The organism is Flavobacterium xizangense (assembly GCF_054075145.1).
Genome location: NZ_JBSIPG010000006.1, coordinates 73,230 through 88,449, shown reverse-complemented (window position 1 = coordinate 88,449; position 15,220 = coordinate 73,230). Strand labels below are relative to the sequence as shown.

Sequence of the window (15,220 nt, the reverse complement as noted above, 5' to 3'; positions counted from 1 at the left end):
CAATGCGAAAGTAGCTCAGTTGGTAGAGCTCCAGCCTTCCAAGCTGGTTGTCGCGAGTTCGAGCCTCGTCTTTCGCTCTAAAAATAAATAATTTTTAGATTTTTATTTTTTTAGAAATTAAAATTATTTATATTTGCACCCTGTTAATGCGAAAGTAGCTCAGTTGGTAGAGCTCCAGCCTTCCAAGCTGGTTGTCGCGAGTTCGAGCCTCGTCTTTCGCTCTTTAAAAGCCTCAAACATTGTTTGAGGCTTTTTTGTTTTTATTTCTTTTTGAAACCATATAAATTGTATAAGTAAGTTTTCTGCAAAAGCTTTATAGAATGAACTTATATAATTTATATGGTGGGAAAATTATTTCAAAGTACTTAAGTCGCTTTCAGTTTCTAATTCAACCGGGGTTTCGTTTTGTTTAAATAAACGAGCTGTCAGATTTCCCTTCAAAGTGATTTTTTCTCCTTTTACTTCCAGCCAGCTTCCTTCTCTTAAGCCTAAAACAGGAATCGAATTGAAAGCATGAAATTCTTTAATTCTGGTTTCGCGCGTTTCTCCCATATGTTTTGACTGTAAATCTGGATCTAAATAATGCGGATTTAAGTTGAATGGAATTAATCCTAAAGTCTGGAAACTTGGCGGGTAAATAATAGGCATATCGTTTGTAGTCTGCATCGAAAGTCCGCAAATGTTGCTTCCTGCACTTGTTCCTAAATACGGAGTTCCGTTTTTAACGGTTTCAGCAAGTAGTTGCATGATATTATGTCTGTAAAGTTGCGTAACCAGTAAAAATGTATTGCCTCCGCCTGTAAAAATTCCTTCTGCATTTTTGATTGCTTCTTGAGCGTGTTCAAATTCGTGAATTCCTTTTACGGTAATATTGATTTTTGCAAAAGCTTCAGAAACTTTTTGAGTATAATCGTCATGCGAAATCCCGCTTGGACGCGCATACGGAATAAATAAAAGATTTTTGCAATTTTTAAAATGAGATTGTAATGTCGGTAATAAATACTCTAAATACATGCCTTCGTGGAGAGTAGAAGTGCTGGCAATAATAACGCTTTTCATAATTTTTAAAATCAGATTCTGTATGCTAAAGATATTAAAAACTCTGAGTTTGATGACGATTGCCAAAGTTTAATTAACATATTTTTACCAAGTCCTTAATACTAAATTTGGAATACATTAAGATATTTTTACGGCTTTAAGAATAATTTTAAATTTTTATCATTTTGATTAATAAAATTGCTTGTTTTTTATTTGTTGTTTGGGGGCAAAATGTTAGTTCGCAAGTTCAGGAACGAACTTTAATCAGTGGGAAAATTGCTTCCGGCAATTCTGATCTGGAAGGTGTTTACGTGGTTAATGCTCAGACAGAAGCAATGACTGTGACTGATGCTTTAGGGAGTTTTTCGATATTAGCAAATACAGGTGATACGTTGGTTTTTTCATCGATTCAATTTAAAGAAAAGAGAATTTTATTAACTGCGGATAATTTTTCTGATATTAATTTTACTGTTAGATTGAGTATGGTTATGCATCAATTACAAGAAGTTGTGGTTAAAAATTATAATGGAATAAATGCGGAGTCGCTAGGGATTGTTCCATACGGGCAAAAAACATATAGTCAGGCTGAAAGAAGATTGCATACGGCAACAGCTTTAAATCCTGAAGCGAACAGTAGCAATGGTATGGCGGGAGGGTCAATTTCAGCAGACCCATTGCTGAATTTTTTCTCAGGAAGAACAGCAATGCTTAAAAAAGAAGCTGAAGTAGAGAAAAAAGAAGCTTTTATGAAACTTCTAGAGCGAATGTTTAGTTTGGAACATTTTGTTGACCGATTGAAAATCCCTTTGGAGTATGTAAAAGGTTTTGAATATTACGCAGTTGAAAATGATAAGTTTACCGTTATTTTAAATTCAAAAAATAAAACATCAACCGAATTTTTGCTAGCAGAATTGGCTACTAAATATAAAGAAATGATTGCAAGTGAAATCAAATAATACTTTACATATAATTTTCTTTTTGTTTTTGATGCAGTTTGGTTTCGGGCAAAATTTGATCAGAAAGGAAATTCTCGGGCAAATTTTTGAGCAGTCTACCTCTGTTGATGGTGTAAATATTATCAATAATGCAACGCAGGTTTCGACAATTTCAGATGTAAATGGAATGTTTTCTATTGCTGTTAAGGAAGGCGATGTGCTTGTTTTTTCATCTGTAAATTTAGATCCGCTTAAACATCGAATTACTGCCGAAGATTTGCTTTCTGACAAACTTCAGGTCAAAATGATGGCTAAAGAAATTGAGTTGAAGGAGGTTGTTGTAAATGAAAATCCCTCTATTACTACTGAAAACCTTGGAATTGTTCCTCATGGACAAAAAACGTATACGCCTGCAGAGAGAAAGGTTTACACGGCCACTTCGACCTCAATTGATAAAATATTGAATAAAATTTCAGGCCGGACTGCAATGCTTAAAAAAGAAGTGGTTGTGGAGAAAAAAGAAATGCTTTTTAGAAAATTGGAATATCTTTTTGAGGAGAATTATTATACAGATCGGTTAAAAATTCCTGTCGATGATATTAAAGGATTTCAATTATTTTGTGTGGATGATGCTCAATTTGCCGTATCTTTGAATACAAAGAACAAGACAATGAGTATGTTTTTGATTACAGATTTAGCCAGAAAATATTTAATTATCCTCGAAAATGAAAAATAGTTTATCAGTATTCGTTGTTTGCTTGTTTTGTCAAATTACATTAGGACAAAATACAGCTAGGAAGCCACTTCACGGACAAGTGGTAAATACATCATTATCAATAGAAAGCGGTCATGTAATGAATATTAATGCAAATACCAGAACTTTTATAGGTGCTGGAGGATTGTTTGATATTTTGGCAAGACCAAAAGACACTTTAGTATTTACCGGAATGGCTTTTCAGTCAAAAAAAATTGTGTTGACTGAAAAAGATTGTGCTGAAATTCTTTTTGTTGTGCCATTGGATTTGGTAAACAACCAACTGAAAGAAGTTGTTGTTCATAAAGAATTAAAAGTTAAATCGTTGGGAGTAGGATCGCAGGCAATCGTGGATATGCATTTTGAAGATGACAAACAGTCTACTGCAAAAAATACGGCCATGTATTCTGATCAGACTATTAAATACGGAACTGATTTTGTTAGAATCTTTAAAGATGTCAAAAAACTTTTGAGGAAAAAAGACGATGTAAAAGAAGAAGAAATATCAGATATTGCTTTTGTTGCTTACACCAAAGATAATTTCAAATCTGATTTTTTTACTAAAACCTTAGAATTAAAAGAAGACGAAATAGATTTGTTTTTAATGTACTGTTCTAATGATCCAGAATCTAAAAGGCATGTTAATCCTGATCAAAAATTTGAATTGATTGACTTTTTAATCAATAAGAATAAAGAATTTAAAAAATCGAACGTTGTTCAAAAATGAAAAATAGATTAATTTATCCTTTAATTGGGATATTGTTTTTATCGCTTTCCGCATTCGCATTTCATAAGTTTTACATGGGTGTTTTTCAGGTGAATTATGCCTCTGAAAAAAAAATGATTCAAATCACTTCCCGCATTTTTGCAGATGATTTGAATAATGGAATAGAAAAAAAATACCATAAAAAAACATTCATTGGTACAGAAAAAGAGACTCCGGAAGATGTTGAACTTTTGAAAAAATATTTAGCCGAAAACTTTATTATAAAGGTAAATGGTCAGCCAAAGGCAATAAACTTTTTATCTAAAGAAGTGGAATCTGGAGATGTTTTAGTTTGTTATTCCAGAATAAAAGATATTGATAAATTCAAAACGCTTGAAATTCAAAACACTATTTTAGTGGATTGGAACGCTGAACAACAAAACATTACACATATTTCAGCATTCGGTACTAAAAAGAGCGTTCTTTTTACAGAATCTTCAAGGAAAGAAGTGTTAAAGTATTAATGGAAAGTTGAAATTATCATTTTAATTGTTATTTTCACACCCTGATAAAATTACCATTAAACTTTTATGAAAAAACTTTCATTATTATTACTTTTTCCTGCAATGCTTGTTGCTCAGGAAAAAGCAAATACCCCAGCAGCTCAGAGACAGCAAGGAAAGTACGATACAAATAAGTTCAGTCAGATGTATGATTTGCTGGCAACTCCAAATATGTTTCGTACGGCATCTGGAGCACCAGGACCAGCGTATTACCAACAGCAGGCAGATTATAAAATTGATATCGAGCTAGACGATAAAAATTCGAAAATAACAGGTTCTGAGGTTATTACTTATTCTAATAATTCACCAGATAGTTTAGAATATTTATGGATTCAGCTAGATCAAAATCAGGCAAGAGCAAACGGACAGACTTCTTTAGCAGAAGGAGAAAAGCTTAATCAGGTTTTGCCGCTTGAAGGATTTGCGAATAAATACCTTAAAAAAGATCTAGAGCGTGGTTTTAATATTGAGCAGGTAAAAGATGCAAAAGGAAGCCCAATGTCATATACCATCAACGAAACGATGATGCGTATTAACTTGGCTACTCCTCTAAAGCCAGGTGAAAAAATCTCTTTAGCTATAAAATGGTGGTACAATGTTAATAATTATAGAAAAGAAGGCGGACGTTCTGGTTATGAATTATTCGAAAAAGATGGAAACAAATTATATGTAATTGCGCAGTTCTATCCTAGAATGGCAGTTTATAATGATGTTGAAGGATGGCAGAACATGCAGTTCTGGGGAAGCGGAGAATTTGCTCTTCCTTTTGGGAACTTCGACGTAAATATTACAGTTCCTGCAGATCACGTAATTGATGCAACAGGAGAATTGATGAACAGAAGTGAAGTTTTCACTGCTGAGCAAGTTAAACGTTATGAGCAGGCTCAAAAATCTTTTGACAAACCTGTTGTAATTGTAACTCAGGCTGAAGCTGAAGCTGCTGAAAAAGGTTTTTCTGAAAAGAAAAAAACCTGGAAATTCAGTGCAAAAAATGTTCGTGATTTCGGAATAGCATCTTCAAGAAAATTCATCTATGATGCAATGGCGGTAAAATTAGGAGGTAAGGTTGTTATGGCAGAATCTGTTTATCCAAAAGAAGCAAATCCGCTTTGGGGAGAAACTTCAACAATGACAGTTGCACATACTTTAAAAAGCTATTCATCTCACACATTTGATTACCCTTATCCAAAAGCAGTTTCTGTTTCGGCAGAAGATCAAGGTATGGAATACCCAATGATTTGCTGGAATTTTGGTCGTCCTGACGAAAATGGAGTAACAAGCAAAGAAGTTAAAAACGGAATGATTGGTGTTGTTATTCACGAAGTAGGACACACTTTCTTCCCAATGATTGTAAACTCTGACGAACGTCAATGGACTTGGATGGATGAAGGTTTAAACTCGTTCTTAGAATATTTAGCAGAACAAGAATTAGATCCAAATTTCCCTTCAAGACGTGGACCAGCTAAAAATATTGTTCCTTACATGAGCGGTGATCAAAAGTTTTTAGAGCCAATTATGTCAAACTCTGAAACGATTGCTCAATTTGGAAATAACGCTTACGGAAAACCAGCTACAGGTCTTAATATTTTAAGAGAAGTAGTTATGGGAAGAGAGCTGTTTGACTATGCTTTCAGAACATATGCAAACAGATGGAAATTCAAACACCCAACTCCGGAAGATTTCTTCAGAACAATGGAAGATGCTTCAGCTGTTGATTTGGATTGGTTTTTCAGAGGATGGTTTTACTCAACTGATTTCGTAGATATTGGAATTAAAGACGTAAAACAATATTATGTTTCTGAAACTCCAACTGCTGATTTGAAAGATGTTAAAGTTAGAAAAGGACGTTTTGGTTTAGACAAAGGACCTTTTGTTTACTTAGTTTCTGGAGATAATGCAGAGGTTAATGCATCTAGCAAAAAAGCATTAAAAGTTGATGACGTAAAATTATTATCAGATTACGTAAATCAGTCTTTTACAGCAGAAGAAAAAGCAGGTTTAAAATCTCCGAAATATTTCTACGAAGTAGAGTTCAATAAACCAGGAGGAATGATTATGCCAATCTTAGTGGAGATTACCTACGAGGATGGTTCAAAAGATAATTATCAATATCCAGCGCAAATTTGGAGAAAAAATAATGATACAGCCAAAAAAGTTTATGCAACTTCAAAAGCTATCAAAAGTATTCAGATTGACCCGAAATTAATGACTGCTGATATTGATGTAACCAACAATGCTTGGCCAAAAACAGAAGAAAAATCAAAATTTGACTAAGAATAAAATTAAAAAGACTCTGAAAAGAGTCTTTTTTTTTTAAGTAAATTTTAAAACTCTACGCAGCAAAATTTAATATCTTTGTTACCACGTAAAAATAAAAGATATGTTCGGTATAGGAGGAGGAGAATTAGTTTTCATACTGTTTATAGTGCTAATGCTTTTTGGTTCAGATAAGGTGCCAGAAATTGCCCGTACAATGGGAAAAGCAATGGCGCAATTAAAAAATGCAACTAATGATATTAAAAGCGAGATTCAAAAAGGAGCCGAGGCAAATGGTCTTGACACCAAATCGCTTAATAATATAACAGGCAATATCAATGCTCAGATCAATGAGGCAAAATCCAATATCATAGGAGATTCAGGAAATCTTTTAGGCGATACTGCCACAGAAATTGATAAAGTAAAAGAAGATATTGATTCACTTTCAGGACCTATAAAACGTCAAATATAATATGCTTGAAAAAATACAAGAATTAGATACCAATCTCTTTGTGTATCTGAATGGTTTGGGGTCTGAAACATACGATAAACTTTGGTTGATTATTACACAGCAGTTGTATTGGACTCCTATTTTTCTATTAATGTTTTATCTTATTTATAAAAAAATAGGAGGAAAACAAACCTTGTATTTATTGCTTTTTATAGCGGTTTTGATTGCTTTTACAGATCAAACTTGTAATTTATTCAAACATACTTTTGAGCGTTTGCGTCCATGTAATAATCCTGAATTAAAATCGATTATTCGTATTGTTCAGGTTCGACAATCCTATAGTTTTTTCTCTGGACATGCGGCAAATACTATGGCCGTTGCAACCTTTTTATTTTTGGTTTTAAAAAGCCGTTTCAAGTATTTAGGATTTATCTTTTTATGGCCGTTAATTTTTGCTTACAGCCGTATCTATTTAGGATTGCATTATCCAGGTGATATTTTGGCTGGATATTTCTTTGGAGCACTTTTTGGGTCTTTGATTTATTTAGTGTATAGAAAATTGAAACCACAATATTTTCCGGGATAGATTTTTTTAAGATTTTGAGCTTCTAAGACGCTAAGATTCTGAGGTTTTTCAAGCTTATAAAATTGTTGAATTGCCTCAAGCTTTAGCTGGAGATTATAATATGTCAAATTGAAAAGGCTTTAGCCAAATACTCTGTCTGTATTTTGGCTAAAGCCTTTTCTGTATAAATTTCATCATATCTCCAGCTAAACTGGAGGCTATTGAATTTTTAATTTTATAATATTCTTGAAACCGTCAATCCATCACGAATAGGCAATAAAACCGTTTCAACGCGCGGATCATCTTTTAATAATTGATTGTATTCCAACAGCACTTTTGTGCTGATATCATTTGGATGGACTGGTTCTAGAATTTTACCGCTCCACAAAACATTATCAGATAAAATAATGCCGCCTTTATTCATTTTCGGAACAATCATTTCCCAATAATTCAGATAATTTTCTTTATCGGCATCAATAAAAACCAAATCAAACTTTATATCCAAAGTCGGAATAATATCAATGGCTTCACCCAAATGCTGAAAAATCTGTTTTCCCCAAGGCGAGGCATCAAAATATTTTCTTTGAAAATCAACTAATTCTTCCTTAATATCAATAGTGTGAAGTTGCCCATTTTCTTGCATTCCTTCGCATAAACATAAAGCGGCATAACCTGTATAGGTCCCAATTTCAAGAATATTCACAGGACGAATCAGTTTAGAAAGCATGCTTAAAACACGCCCTTGAAAATGCCCACTCAACATTCTTGGCAAAAGTATTTTTTGATACGTTTCTTTATTAAGTTTTGCTAATAAAGCCGGTTCGTTTTCTGAATGTTGTTCGATATAATCTTCAAGTTCTTGTGAAATAAAATGCATTTGTAGAGTCTTATAAATTTGATGCAAAAATACAAAAATAATAACTCTTTTTTGGGCATAAAAAAAACCATTCGTTTTGGCGAATGGTTTTGAATTCAATTTTAAATGAAATTATTTTTTCAATGCTTCATTTACTTCTTTTGCTGTTTTGACAGTTCCGTCTTTTGCTGCTTTTGCTGCATTTTCAACTTTTTGCGCTCCTTTTTTAGTGGCATCTTTTACGTCTTCAGCGGCTTTTTTGGTTGCAGTTTCAACATCATCTGCTGCTTTTTTTGTAGCGTCTTTAACATCCTGAGCGGCACTTTCAGTTTTGCTTACTGCGCTGTCTTTTACTTCTTCAATATCTGTTGTCAGTGAGTCAACTTTGTTTCCAAGAGTCAATTCTTCATCTGCAGGTTTTGGTTCTTTTTTGTCACCGCATGATTGTACAGCGAAAGCTAATAAAGCAACAACAGCTAAGCTTAAAATTTGTTTTTTCATAATGAAATGTCTTTTTAGGTTTATTAAAAAATAAAAGGTTATATCGTTGAAATAATAAAAATACAAATTTTAAAATTGTTGCGCGCTTTGTAAGATTATATTTCTTTTATGAGCAAGACAATTCCTGTGCCAAATTTTTCTGTTTAGGAATGAAACCAGTTTAGTTTAAGATTTTTTTAACTCATTACTAAACCTCTTATTTTATAACCAAAACGTTTTCATTTTTTGTAAAATCACTTAATGTAATATTAAAAAGAATCGTAATCTCTTTTCCTGCTCTTACAACTCCAAGTGCTGCTGACGGAGGAGTCATTTCAAAATCCGTAAAATTCATTCGGTTTGATCCCTGAAGTACAAAAGTGTCGTTGTCATTGGTCATTACTTTTGCCTGAGTTTTAAAATCTTTGCTAACACCGGCAATAGTAAAAGTCCCAATTAAAATCCATGTTGTTTCATTTACTTTATCAGCAGATTTTAATACGTATTTGATGTTTTTATGTGTTTTTGTATCCAGCGTTTCATAAGCAACATCATCCATGCTAGTTTTGCTGCTTTTTATACTTTCTGCTGGCAATGTTATAGATAAGTTTTTGATGTCTGTTAATTTTGAATCGGTAACAGTTAAAATCGCACTGCCTGTTCCATCTGAAGATCGCATTACCCAATCATGTATATTAGAGGTTCCTGCTACTTCAAAAGATGATTTTGTCAAAGAATATCTTTTTTGAGCGTTTACTTGTGTAGATAATGTAATAATTACGGCTAATAAAAGTGATTTGATCGTTTTCATTTGTATGTGGTATTTAGTTAAATCTTGATAGTTTATAATTCATTTTGGTTTTGATTACAAATACTATCTTTTTCTTGAGTCAAATTTATAGCGAACAAATTGCGCAAGAGCTGATAAAAATCATGGTTGAGATTTTATTAAAAACGTATAATAAAAAAGCAATATTCATAAAGTTGATTCATTCACAAGCATTTTAAACCTTTTGTTGTTTGATTTTTCAAGATTGAACTACAGTTTATAACATTAGAAATGAACAAATAACTTAACTTTGCACCATGCAAATGGAGAAAAAAGATATAAGAGCCTTATCAAAAGAGCAGTTGCGAGATTTTTTTGTTGCTAATAACGACAAAGCTTTTCGCGGAAATCAAGTTTATGAATGGCTGTGGAGCAAAGGAGCACATAGTTTTGAAGACATGACTAACGTTGCCAAAACAACGCGTTCAATGCTTGAAGAAAATTTTGTAATCAATCATATTAAGGTTGATACGATGCAGCGCAGCAGTGACGGAACAGTTAAAAATGCCGTACGATTGCATGATGGTTTAGTGGTAGAATCGGTATTGATTCCTACTGAAACTAGAACAACTGCATGTGTTTCGAGTCAGGTGGGTTGTAGTTTAGATTGTAATTTCTGCGCTACTGCGAGATTAAAACGTATGCGAAATCTGGAACCTGGAGAAATTTACGATCAGATTTTGGCAATTGATAAAGAAAGTCGTTTGTATTATAATCATCCGCTTTCGAATATTGTTTTTATGGGAATGGGAGAACCTTTGATGAATTACAACAATGTCATTAAAGCAATCGATATGGTTACATCATCTGAAGGTTTAGGAATGTCGCCAAAACGTATTATGGTTTCGACTTCAGGAATTCCGAAAATGATCAAAAAAATGGCCGATGATGAAGTGAAATTCAAATTGGCGGTTTCATTGCACTCCGCAATTGATGAAATCCGTGCGAAGATTATGCCTTTCAGCAAAAATTTCCCTTTAAAAGATTTACGCGAAGCATTAGAATATTGGTACAGAAAAACAAAAAGTAAAATATCCTACGAGTATGTTGTTTGGAAAGGAATCAATGACGATAAAGCTTCTATTGATGCTTTAGTGAAATTCTGTAAATATGTTCCTTGCAAAGTCAATTTGATTGAATATAACCCAATTGATGATGGAGAATTTCAACAAGCTTCAGAAGAATCAATTATGGCTTACATAAAAGCTTTAGAGAATATTGGAATTGTGGTGAAAGTAAGACGCAGCCGAGGAAAAGATATTGATGCCGCCTGTGGGCAATTGGCAAATAAAGAAGCTTAATTTTTATATTTTAAATAAACAAAAAAGCATTAAAAACGAGAAGTCTTCTTGTTTTTAATGCTTTTTTTTGGGCAAAAAGGATTCTTATTTTTTCAAATCAACTTCTTCTGTTACGCCATCTTTTGTAATTGTTGCAAGTGTATTGCATGTTCCGTCGCCATAATCAATAATAGCGGTAGCTCCGTTTTTAGTTATAGATAAAACTCCTTTTACTGGGATAGATTTTTTGCATGATGCTTTAAATTGCAATGGAGTCGTAATCTCAGCAGAGAAAGTATCTCCGTTTGGAAAAGTTGTTGTTCCGCTTCCAGTTACTAAATAAGCATTGTCATCCCAGTTGAACCAAGTATCAAAACCTTCCACTTGTTCTTTAACCAGTGTGCCTTTTCGAGTATAAACGCCGCCATCATCAAAAGTAATTGTCATATCGATTGAGGCAGTAAAAACAGGATGTGCTGTTGCAAGCAAATCGGTTGTTTTTACAGTTCGTACTATGCTTTTGCTTCCCTGAAGTTTTTTGCCATTGTGATAAAATCCATCAAAAGTATAACTAATGGTTTGTGTTGAAGTCGAAAAATCATTAGAAAAAGAAATAACCATTTTTCCTTTTACTGTATTTCCATTTTCAAGTGTACAGCCTTCAACGCCAAAATCGACAGTTCTTGTCCAGGTATTGTTTGTTAAGACTGTTGTAATCGTAGCACAACTCGGAAGGAAATTTTTTACCGGTCCGCTTGGTTTTGCAGTTACGTTTTGTTGTGCGCTAAATTGATCTTCGGCAATATTTGTAACATCATCAATTGAGGCGTCAATTTTTGAATTTGTGATGATTTCATCTTTTGTAATTGCGGCAGATGATCCGTCGTTTGTTTTTTCATCAGAGTTACAGCTGACAAAAAAAGATAAAGCTGCTAATGTTCCAATAAAGAAAATTTTTGTTTTCATAATAAATTAGTTTTCGTGATTTTAATTAATGAACTCAAATTAAGCTTTAACTAGAATGTGTTTTTGGTGGCGAATTTATATTAGTGTACAAATTGTTGATATACTAACATAAAATAGACAACGTTTTTTTATTAAAAATAGTATATTTGAAATCGAAATGAATATTACTTCCCAAATAAAACAGCCCATTTTTAACGAAATGGAACTTTTCGAAAAAAAGTTTCATGAATCGATGACTTCGAAGGTTGCGTTGCTGAACCGAATTACTTATTACATAGTAAATCGGAAAGGAAAGCAAATGCGTCCCATGTTTGTTTTTTTAACTGCAAAAATGGTTTCTGGAGGTGTTGTAAACGAAAGAACGTATCGAGGAGCATCTGTAATCGAATTGATTCATACTGCAACTTTGGTTCACGATGATGTGGTTGACGATAGTAATCGTCGTCGCGGATTTTTCTCAATCAATGCGCTTTGGAAAAACAAAATTGCCGTTTTAGTTGGAGATTATCTGCTTTCAAAAGGATTGTTGCTTTCTATTGATAATGGCGATTTTGATTTACTTCGAATTATTTCTGTTGCCGTTCGCGAAATGAGCGAAGGTGAATTACTTCAAATAGAAAAAGCAAGAAGACTTGATATTACCGAAGACGTTTATTATGAAATCATCCGAAAAAAAACCGCTACACTTATTGCTGCCTGTTGTGCTCTTGGTGCAAAAGCAGTAATTGAAGATGATTCACAGGTTGAAAATATGCGAAAGTTTGGAGAGCTTATTGGAATGGCATTTCAAATAAAAGATGACTTGTTTGATTATAGCGAAGAAGCCATCGGAAAACCAACGGGAATTGATATTAAAGAGCAAAAAATGACTTTGCCTTTAATTCATGTTTTAAATACTTGTACTCCGCAAGAAAAAAAGTGGCTAATAAATTCCATCAAAAACCATAACAAAGACAAAAAACGTGTCAAAGAAGTTATTGCTTTTGTAAAAGATAATAATGGTTTGGCTTACGCCGAAAGTAAAATGGTTGAATTCCAGCAGGAAGCGCTTTCTCTTTTAGATAATTACCCAGATTCTGAGTTTAAGGCAGCGCTTATTTTGATGGTAAATTATGTTATTGAGAGGAAGAAATAAGTTTTATTTCTTTTTAGATTTTTTGGGCAAACGATATTCTCCATTACCGTAATTTACATAACCATCTGGTGGAGATACATCGCTACAGTTGTAAGAATGATAAACAAATTCTGTTTCAGATTCAGTTTTCTTAATCAGTTTAATATTGTCTCCATTTACTAAAAAAACAAAATTCTCAGTCCAAACACAATCCCAAATATCACGATTGAAACCAGTAAATTTAGAATCAATAAAAATTTTATTTCCTTGTATGTTCAAAGTAATTTCATCAAAACGTGATTGAACAGATGCCATATCAGACATTTTATAACAATTTTTTATTGTTTCTAAAGAGGAGATATCATTTCTAAACCATAATTGCAAATAGTACTTATATTTATTTGAACATTGATAATCTAAATTTAAAGCGATTTCAATATTGCAATCTTTCATCGTTTTATTGAATGAGCCATTACTTAAAGCATTGTTGGAAATAAAAGCCAATGCAGCCCGTTCAGGTTCAGAAATTGTTTTACAATAATCTTCATTTATTAAAATTCCATATTTTGTTTCTGTCCATAAAAAAGTTATAGTTTTATTTTTCAATGGAAATGAATCTGCAAAAGCTACTTTAAATTCTTTATTTAAAGAGTCTTTTTGAATGAGATTCTTCCAGTAACTTTCATTAGCAACAATGGTATCTGTTGTAAAAATCTCAAACAAGTTTACATTTGCGATTGGTTTATAAACGGCATTAGTTTTTTCTTTCGAAATTACATCCGTTGCATTTAATTCACTTTGTTTGCAACTACAAAATGAGAAAATAATAGCAATGCTTATTTTTTTTACCATTGTACTGAAATATTATTTTACAAAATTATAAATAAAAACTTACAATTAAATGTTTTCATTTTTTTTATTTGCAACTGTTTTAAATAAAAAATAATATTTATTTTATTGTAAATTAATTGATTATGTTTGATAAATGAGTTTTTTAATTAAAAGGTTGATTTTTTTTATCCCTCATGCAACCATTTTAAATCGACAATCGTCTATGCTAATAGAAGTATGTTTCTAAAACCAAAACCGAAAGCTTATTAATGAAAATTATTCCGTTACATCAAGAAGAAACCAAAATCATAAAGCTGGCTGTCGAAAACAATCGTCAGGCGCAGCAGCAGATTTATGGTAAGTTTTCTTCGAAAATGTTAAGCGTATGCCGACAATATATAAAGGACATTCAATTGGCAGAAGATGTGATGATAACGGCTTTTATGAAAGTGTTTACGAATTTAAAAAACTTTGAACATAAAGGAAGTTTTGAAGGCTGGATCCGCCGAATTATGGTTAACGAATGCATTTCATATTTAAGAGTTCAGAAAAAAGTAAAGTTTGCCGAAGATGAATTTTTTGTTGAAGAAAGCTTTAATGAAATCGACAGCCAGTTTACCGTAGAACAGATTCAGTATTTAATTGATGCTTTGCCAGATGGATATAAAATGGTTTTTAATTTATATGCTATTGAAGGTTACAAACACAATGAAATTGCCAAGATGTTGGGCATTAATGAAGGAACATCAAAATCGCAATTATCGCACGCTAGAAAAATGCTGCAAACACAAATTACTATTTTAAAAAAACAAGATAATGGAACCGAATAATTTTGAAAAGGATTTCCGTGAAAAACTAAACAAACGTGAAATTGAACCAAGCAACAAAGCATGGGACAGATTAGACGCGATGTTGAGTGTTGCCGAAGAAAAGAAACCTAAAAAAAGCAAAAAATGGCTTTATATCGCAGCAAGTGTTGTGGGGTTTTTATTGGTTGGAACTTTCTTTTTCAATCAAAAAGAAAGTGCAGTTGAAACTCCAAAAAATACTGTCGTTGTAAAAGAAGCTGCAAAAGATTCAGCTGAAAAGCCAATTTTTAACAAAATCGATTCTTTTAAAACTGAAATCGCAGTTTTTGAAAAAACTTCCGAAGAAATTTTAAATAAGGAAGAAAAAAACAGTAATCAAAAAACAAATAAAATCAATAAAAATGAATCAAATCAAATAGCGGAGTCTTCAATCATCATCAAAAACAATCAAGAAAAACAATCAATCAATAATCAAATTTCAGTTATTGAAACTTCTAAAAAAGAAAGTGTAGATCAATTATTGGATTCGGCCGAAAAAACAATTGTAGCAGAAAATTCGGCTAAGCCAAAAGCAAAAATTAAAGTTAATGCCAATGATTTGCTGAATCAGGTAGATGGCGAATTAGAGCAGTCGTTTCGAGAAAAAGTAATTACAAAAGTCAATAAAAATTATCAGACTGTAAAAATGGCTTTGGCAAATAGAAATCAACAGGAGTAGAGAACTGAGAAACAAGAAACAAGAAGCAAGAAGCAAGAATTTACAATTTACCATTAACAATTCACAATT

At 32.6% G+C, this 15,220-nt stretch carries 17 protein-coding genes and 2 tRNA genes; 13 read left to right on the top strand and 6 right to left on the bottom strand.

Annotated features, from left to right (window positions below):
* Window positions 1-4 precede the first annotated feature (4 nt).
* Window positions 5-77 (top strand) — tRNA-Gly (locus ACWA1B_RS15050).
* Window positions 78-148: 71 nt separating this feature from the next.
* Window positions 149-221, top strand: a tRNA-Gly gene (locus ACWA1B_RS15045).
* 130 nt (window positions 222-351) lie between these two features.
* On the opposite strand, the gene pepE is transcribed toward ACWA1B_RS15045, so the two are convergent.
* On the bottom strand, window positions 352-1,059 hold the full coding sequence (gene pepE, locus ACWA1B_RS15040) for a dipeptidase PepE (protein ID WP_456908255.1): 708 nt from the start codon (window positions 1,057-1,059) through the stop codon (window positions 352-354).
* 164 nt (window positions 1,060-1,223) lie between these two features.
* On the opposite strand from pepE, the gene ACWA1B_RS15035 reads away from it, so the two are divergent.
* The 7 genes from ACWA1B_RS15035 to ACWA1B_RS15005 all read left to right on the top strand — a co-directional run bounded on the left by ACWA1B_RS15035 (window position 1,224) and on the right by ACWA1B_RS15005 (window position 7,289).
* A complete protein-coding gene (locus ACWA1B_RS15035) occupies window positions 1,224-1,994 on the top strand; it encodes a carboxypeptidase-like regulatory domain-containing protein (protein ID WP_456908253.1) in 771 nt (256 codons plus the stop codon).
* Entirely contained in the window at window positions 1,981-2,709 is a 729-nt protein-coding gene (locus ACWA1B_RS15030) for a carboxypeptidase-like regulatory domain-containing protein (RefSeq protein WP_456908251.1), read from the top strand. The genes ACWA1B_RS15035 and ACWA1B_RS15030 overlap by 14 nt, the downstream gene beginning before the upstream one ends.
* The gene (locus ACWA1B_RS15025; protein WP_456908249.1) at window positions 2,699-3,454 is read left to right on the top strand and encodes a hypothetical protein; all 756 of its coding nucleotides are present in this window, start codon (window positions 2,699-2,701) and stop codon (window positions 3,452-3,454) included. The genes ACWA1B_RS15030 and ACWA1B_RS15025 overlap by 11 nt, the downstream gene beginning before the upstream one ends.
* Complete coding sequence (locus ACWA1B_RS15020; RefSeq protein ID WP_456908247.1) at window positions 3,451-3,957, top strand: DUF6702 family protein; 507 nt, start codon at window positions 3,451-3,453, stop codon at window positions 3,955-3,957. Before ACWA1B_RS15025 ends, ACWA1B_RS15020 begins: the two co-directional genes overlap by 4 nt.
* Window positions 3,958-4,023: 66 nt before the next feature.
* A complete protein-coding gene (locus ACWA1B_RS15015) occupies window positions 4,024-6,270 on the top strand; it encodes a M1 family metallopeptidase (protein ID WP_456908245.1) in 2,247 nt (748 codons plus the stop codon).
* 106 nt (window positions 6,271-6,376) lie between these two features.
* On the top strand, window positions 6,377-6,724 hold the full coding sequence (locus ACWA1B_RS15010; protein WP_456908243.1) for a Sec-independent protein translocase subunit TatA/TatB: 348 nt from the start codon (window positions 6,377-6,379) through the stop codon (window positions 6,722-6,724).
* A gap of 1 nt (window position 6,725) precedes the next feature.
* Window positions 6,726-7,289, top strand: coding sequence for a phosphatase PAP2 family protein (locus ACWA1B_RS15005; RefSeq protein ID WP_035651718.1), 564 nt, complete (start codon window positions 6,726-6,728; stop codon window positions 7,287-7,289).
* A gap of 214 nt (window positions 7,290-7,503) precedes the next feature.
* Here the strand turns inward: ACWA1B_RS15005 and ACWA1B_RS15000 are convergent, their stop codons facing one another.
* From ACWA1B_RS15000 to ACWA1B_RS14990, 3 genes are all read right to left on the bottom strand, one after another.
* The gene (locus ACWA1B_RS15000; RefSeq protein ID WP_456908241.1) at window positions 7,504-8,145 is read right to left on the bottom strand and encodes an O-methyltransferase; all 642 of its coding nucleotides are present in this window, start codon (window positions 8,143-8,145) and stop codon (window positions 7,504-7,506) included.
* Window positions 8,146-8,256: 111 nt separating this feature from the next.
* Window positions 8,257-8,625 (bottom strand): hypothetical protein, encoded by a 369-nt coding sequence (locus tag ACWA1B_RS14995; protein WP_456908239.1) that lies wholly within the window; start codon window positions 8,623-8,625, stop codon window positions 8,257-8,259.
* A gap of 196 nt (window positions 8,626-8,821) precedes the next feature.
* Window positions 8,822-9,415 (bottom strand): YceI family protein, encoded by a 594-nt coding sequence (locus ACWA1B_RS14990; RefSeq protein WP_456908237.1) that lies wholly within the window; start codon window positions 9,413-9,415, stop codon window positions 8,822-8,824.
* 275 nt (window positions 9,416-9,690) lie between these two features.
* On the opposite strand from ACWA1B_RS14990, the gene rlmN reads away from it, so the two are divergent.
* Entirely contained in the window at window positions 9,691-10,734 is a 1,044-nt protein-coding gene (gene rlmN, locus ACWA1B_RS14985) for a dual-specificity RNA methyltransferase RlmN (RefSeq protein WP_456908235.1), read from the top strand.
* Window positions 10,735-10,818: 84 nt separating this feature from the next.
* On the opposite strand, the gene ACWA1B_RS14980 is transcribed toward rlmN, so the two are convergent.
* Window positions 10,819-11,679, bottom strand: a complete 861-nt coding sequence (locus tag ACWA1B_RS14980; RefSeq protein WP_456908233.1) for a hypothetical protein — start codon at window positions 11,677-11,679, stop codon at window positions 10,819-10,821.
* A 157-nt stretch (window positions 11,680-11,836) separates the two neighbouring features.
* Between ACWA1B_RS14980 and ACWA1B_RS14975 the strand changes: the two genes are divergently transcribed.
* Complete coding sequence (locus tag ACWA1B_RS14975) at window positions 11,837-12,814, top strand: polyprenyl synthetase family protein (protein ID WP_456908231.1); 978 nt, start codon at window positions 11,837-11,839, stop codon at window positions 12,812-12,814.
* A 3-nt stretch (window positions 12,815-12,817) separates the two neighbouring features.
* Here ACWA1B_RS14975 and ACWA1B_RS14970 read toward each other — a convergent pair whose 3' ends face one another.
* Window positions 12,818-13,645 (bottom strand): hypothetical protein, encoded by an 828-nt coding sequence (locus ACWA1B_RS14970; protein WP_456908229.1) that lies wholly within the window; start codon window positions 13,643-13,645, stop codon window positions 12,818-12,820.
* A 248-nt stretch (window positions 13,646-13,893) separates the two neighbouring features.
* Here ACWA1B_RS14970 and ACWA1B_RS14965 point away from each other — a divergent pair, with 248 nt between their 5' ends.
* Both ACWA1B_RS14965 and ACWA1B_RS14960 read left to right on the top strand, forming a co-directional pair.
* On the top strand, window positions 13,894-14,454 hold the full coding sequence (locus ACWA1B_RS14965; RefSeq protein ID WP_456908227.1) for an RNA polymerase sigma factor: 561 nt from the start codon (window positions 13,894-13,896) through the stop codon (window positions 14,452-14,454).
* Window positions 14,441-15,151, top strand: coding sequence for a hypothetical protein (locus ACWA1B_RS14960; protein WP_456908225.1), 711 nt, complete (start codon window positions 14,441-14,443; stop codon window positions 15,149-15,151). Before ACWA1B_RS14965 ends, ACWA1B_RS14960 begins: the two co-directional genes overlap by 14 nt.
* The last annotated feature ends 69 nt before the right edge of the window (window positions 15,152-15,220 follow it).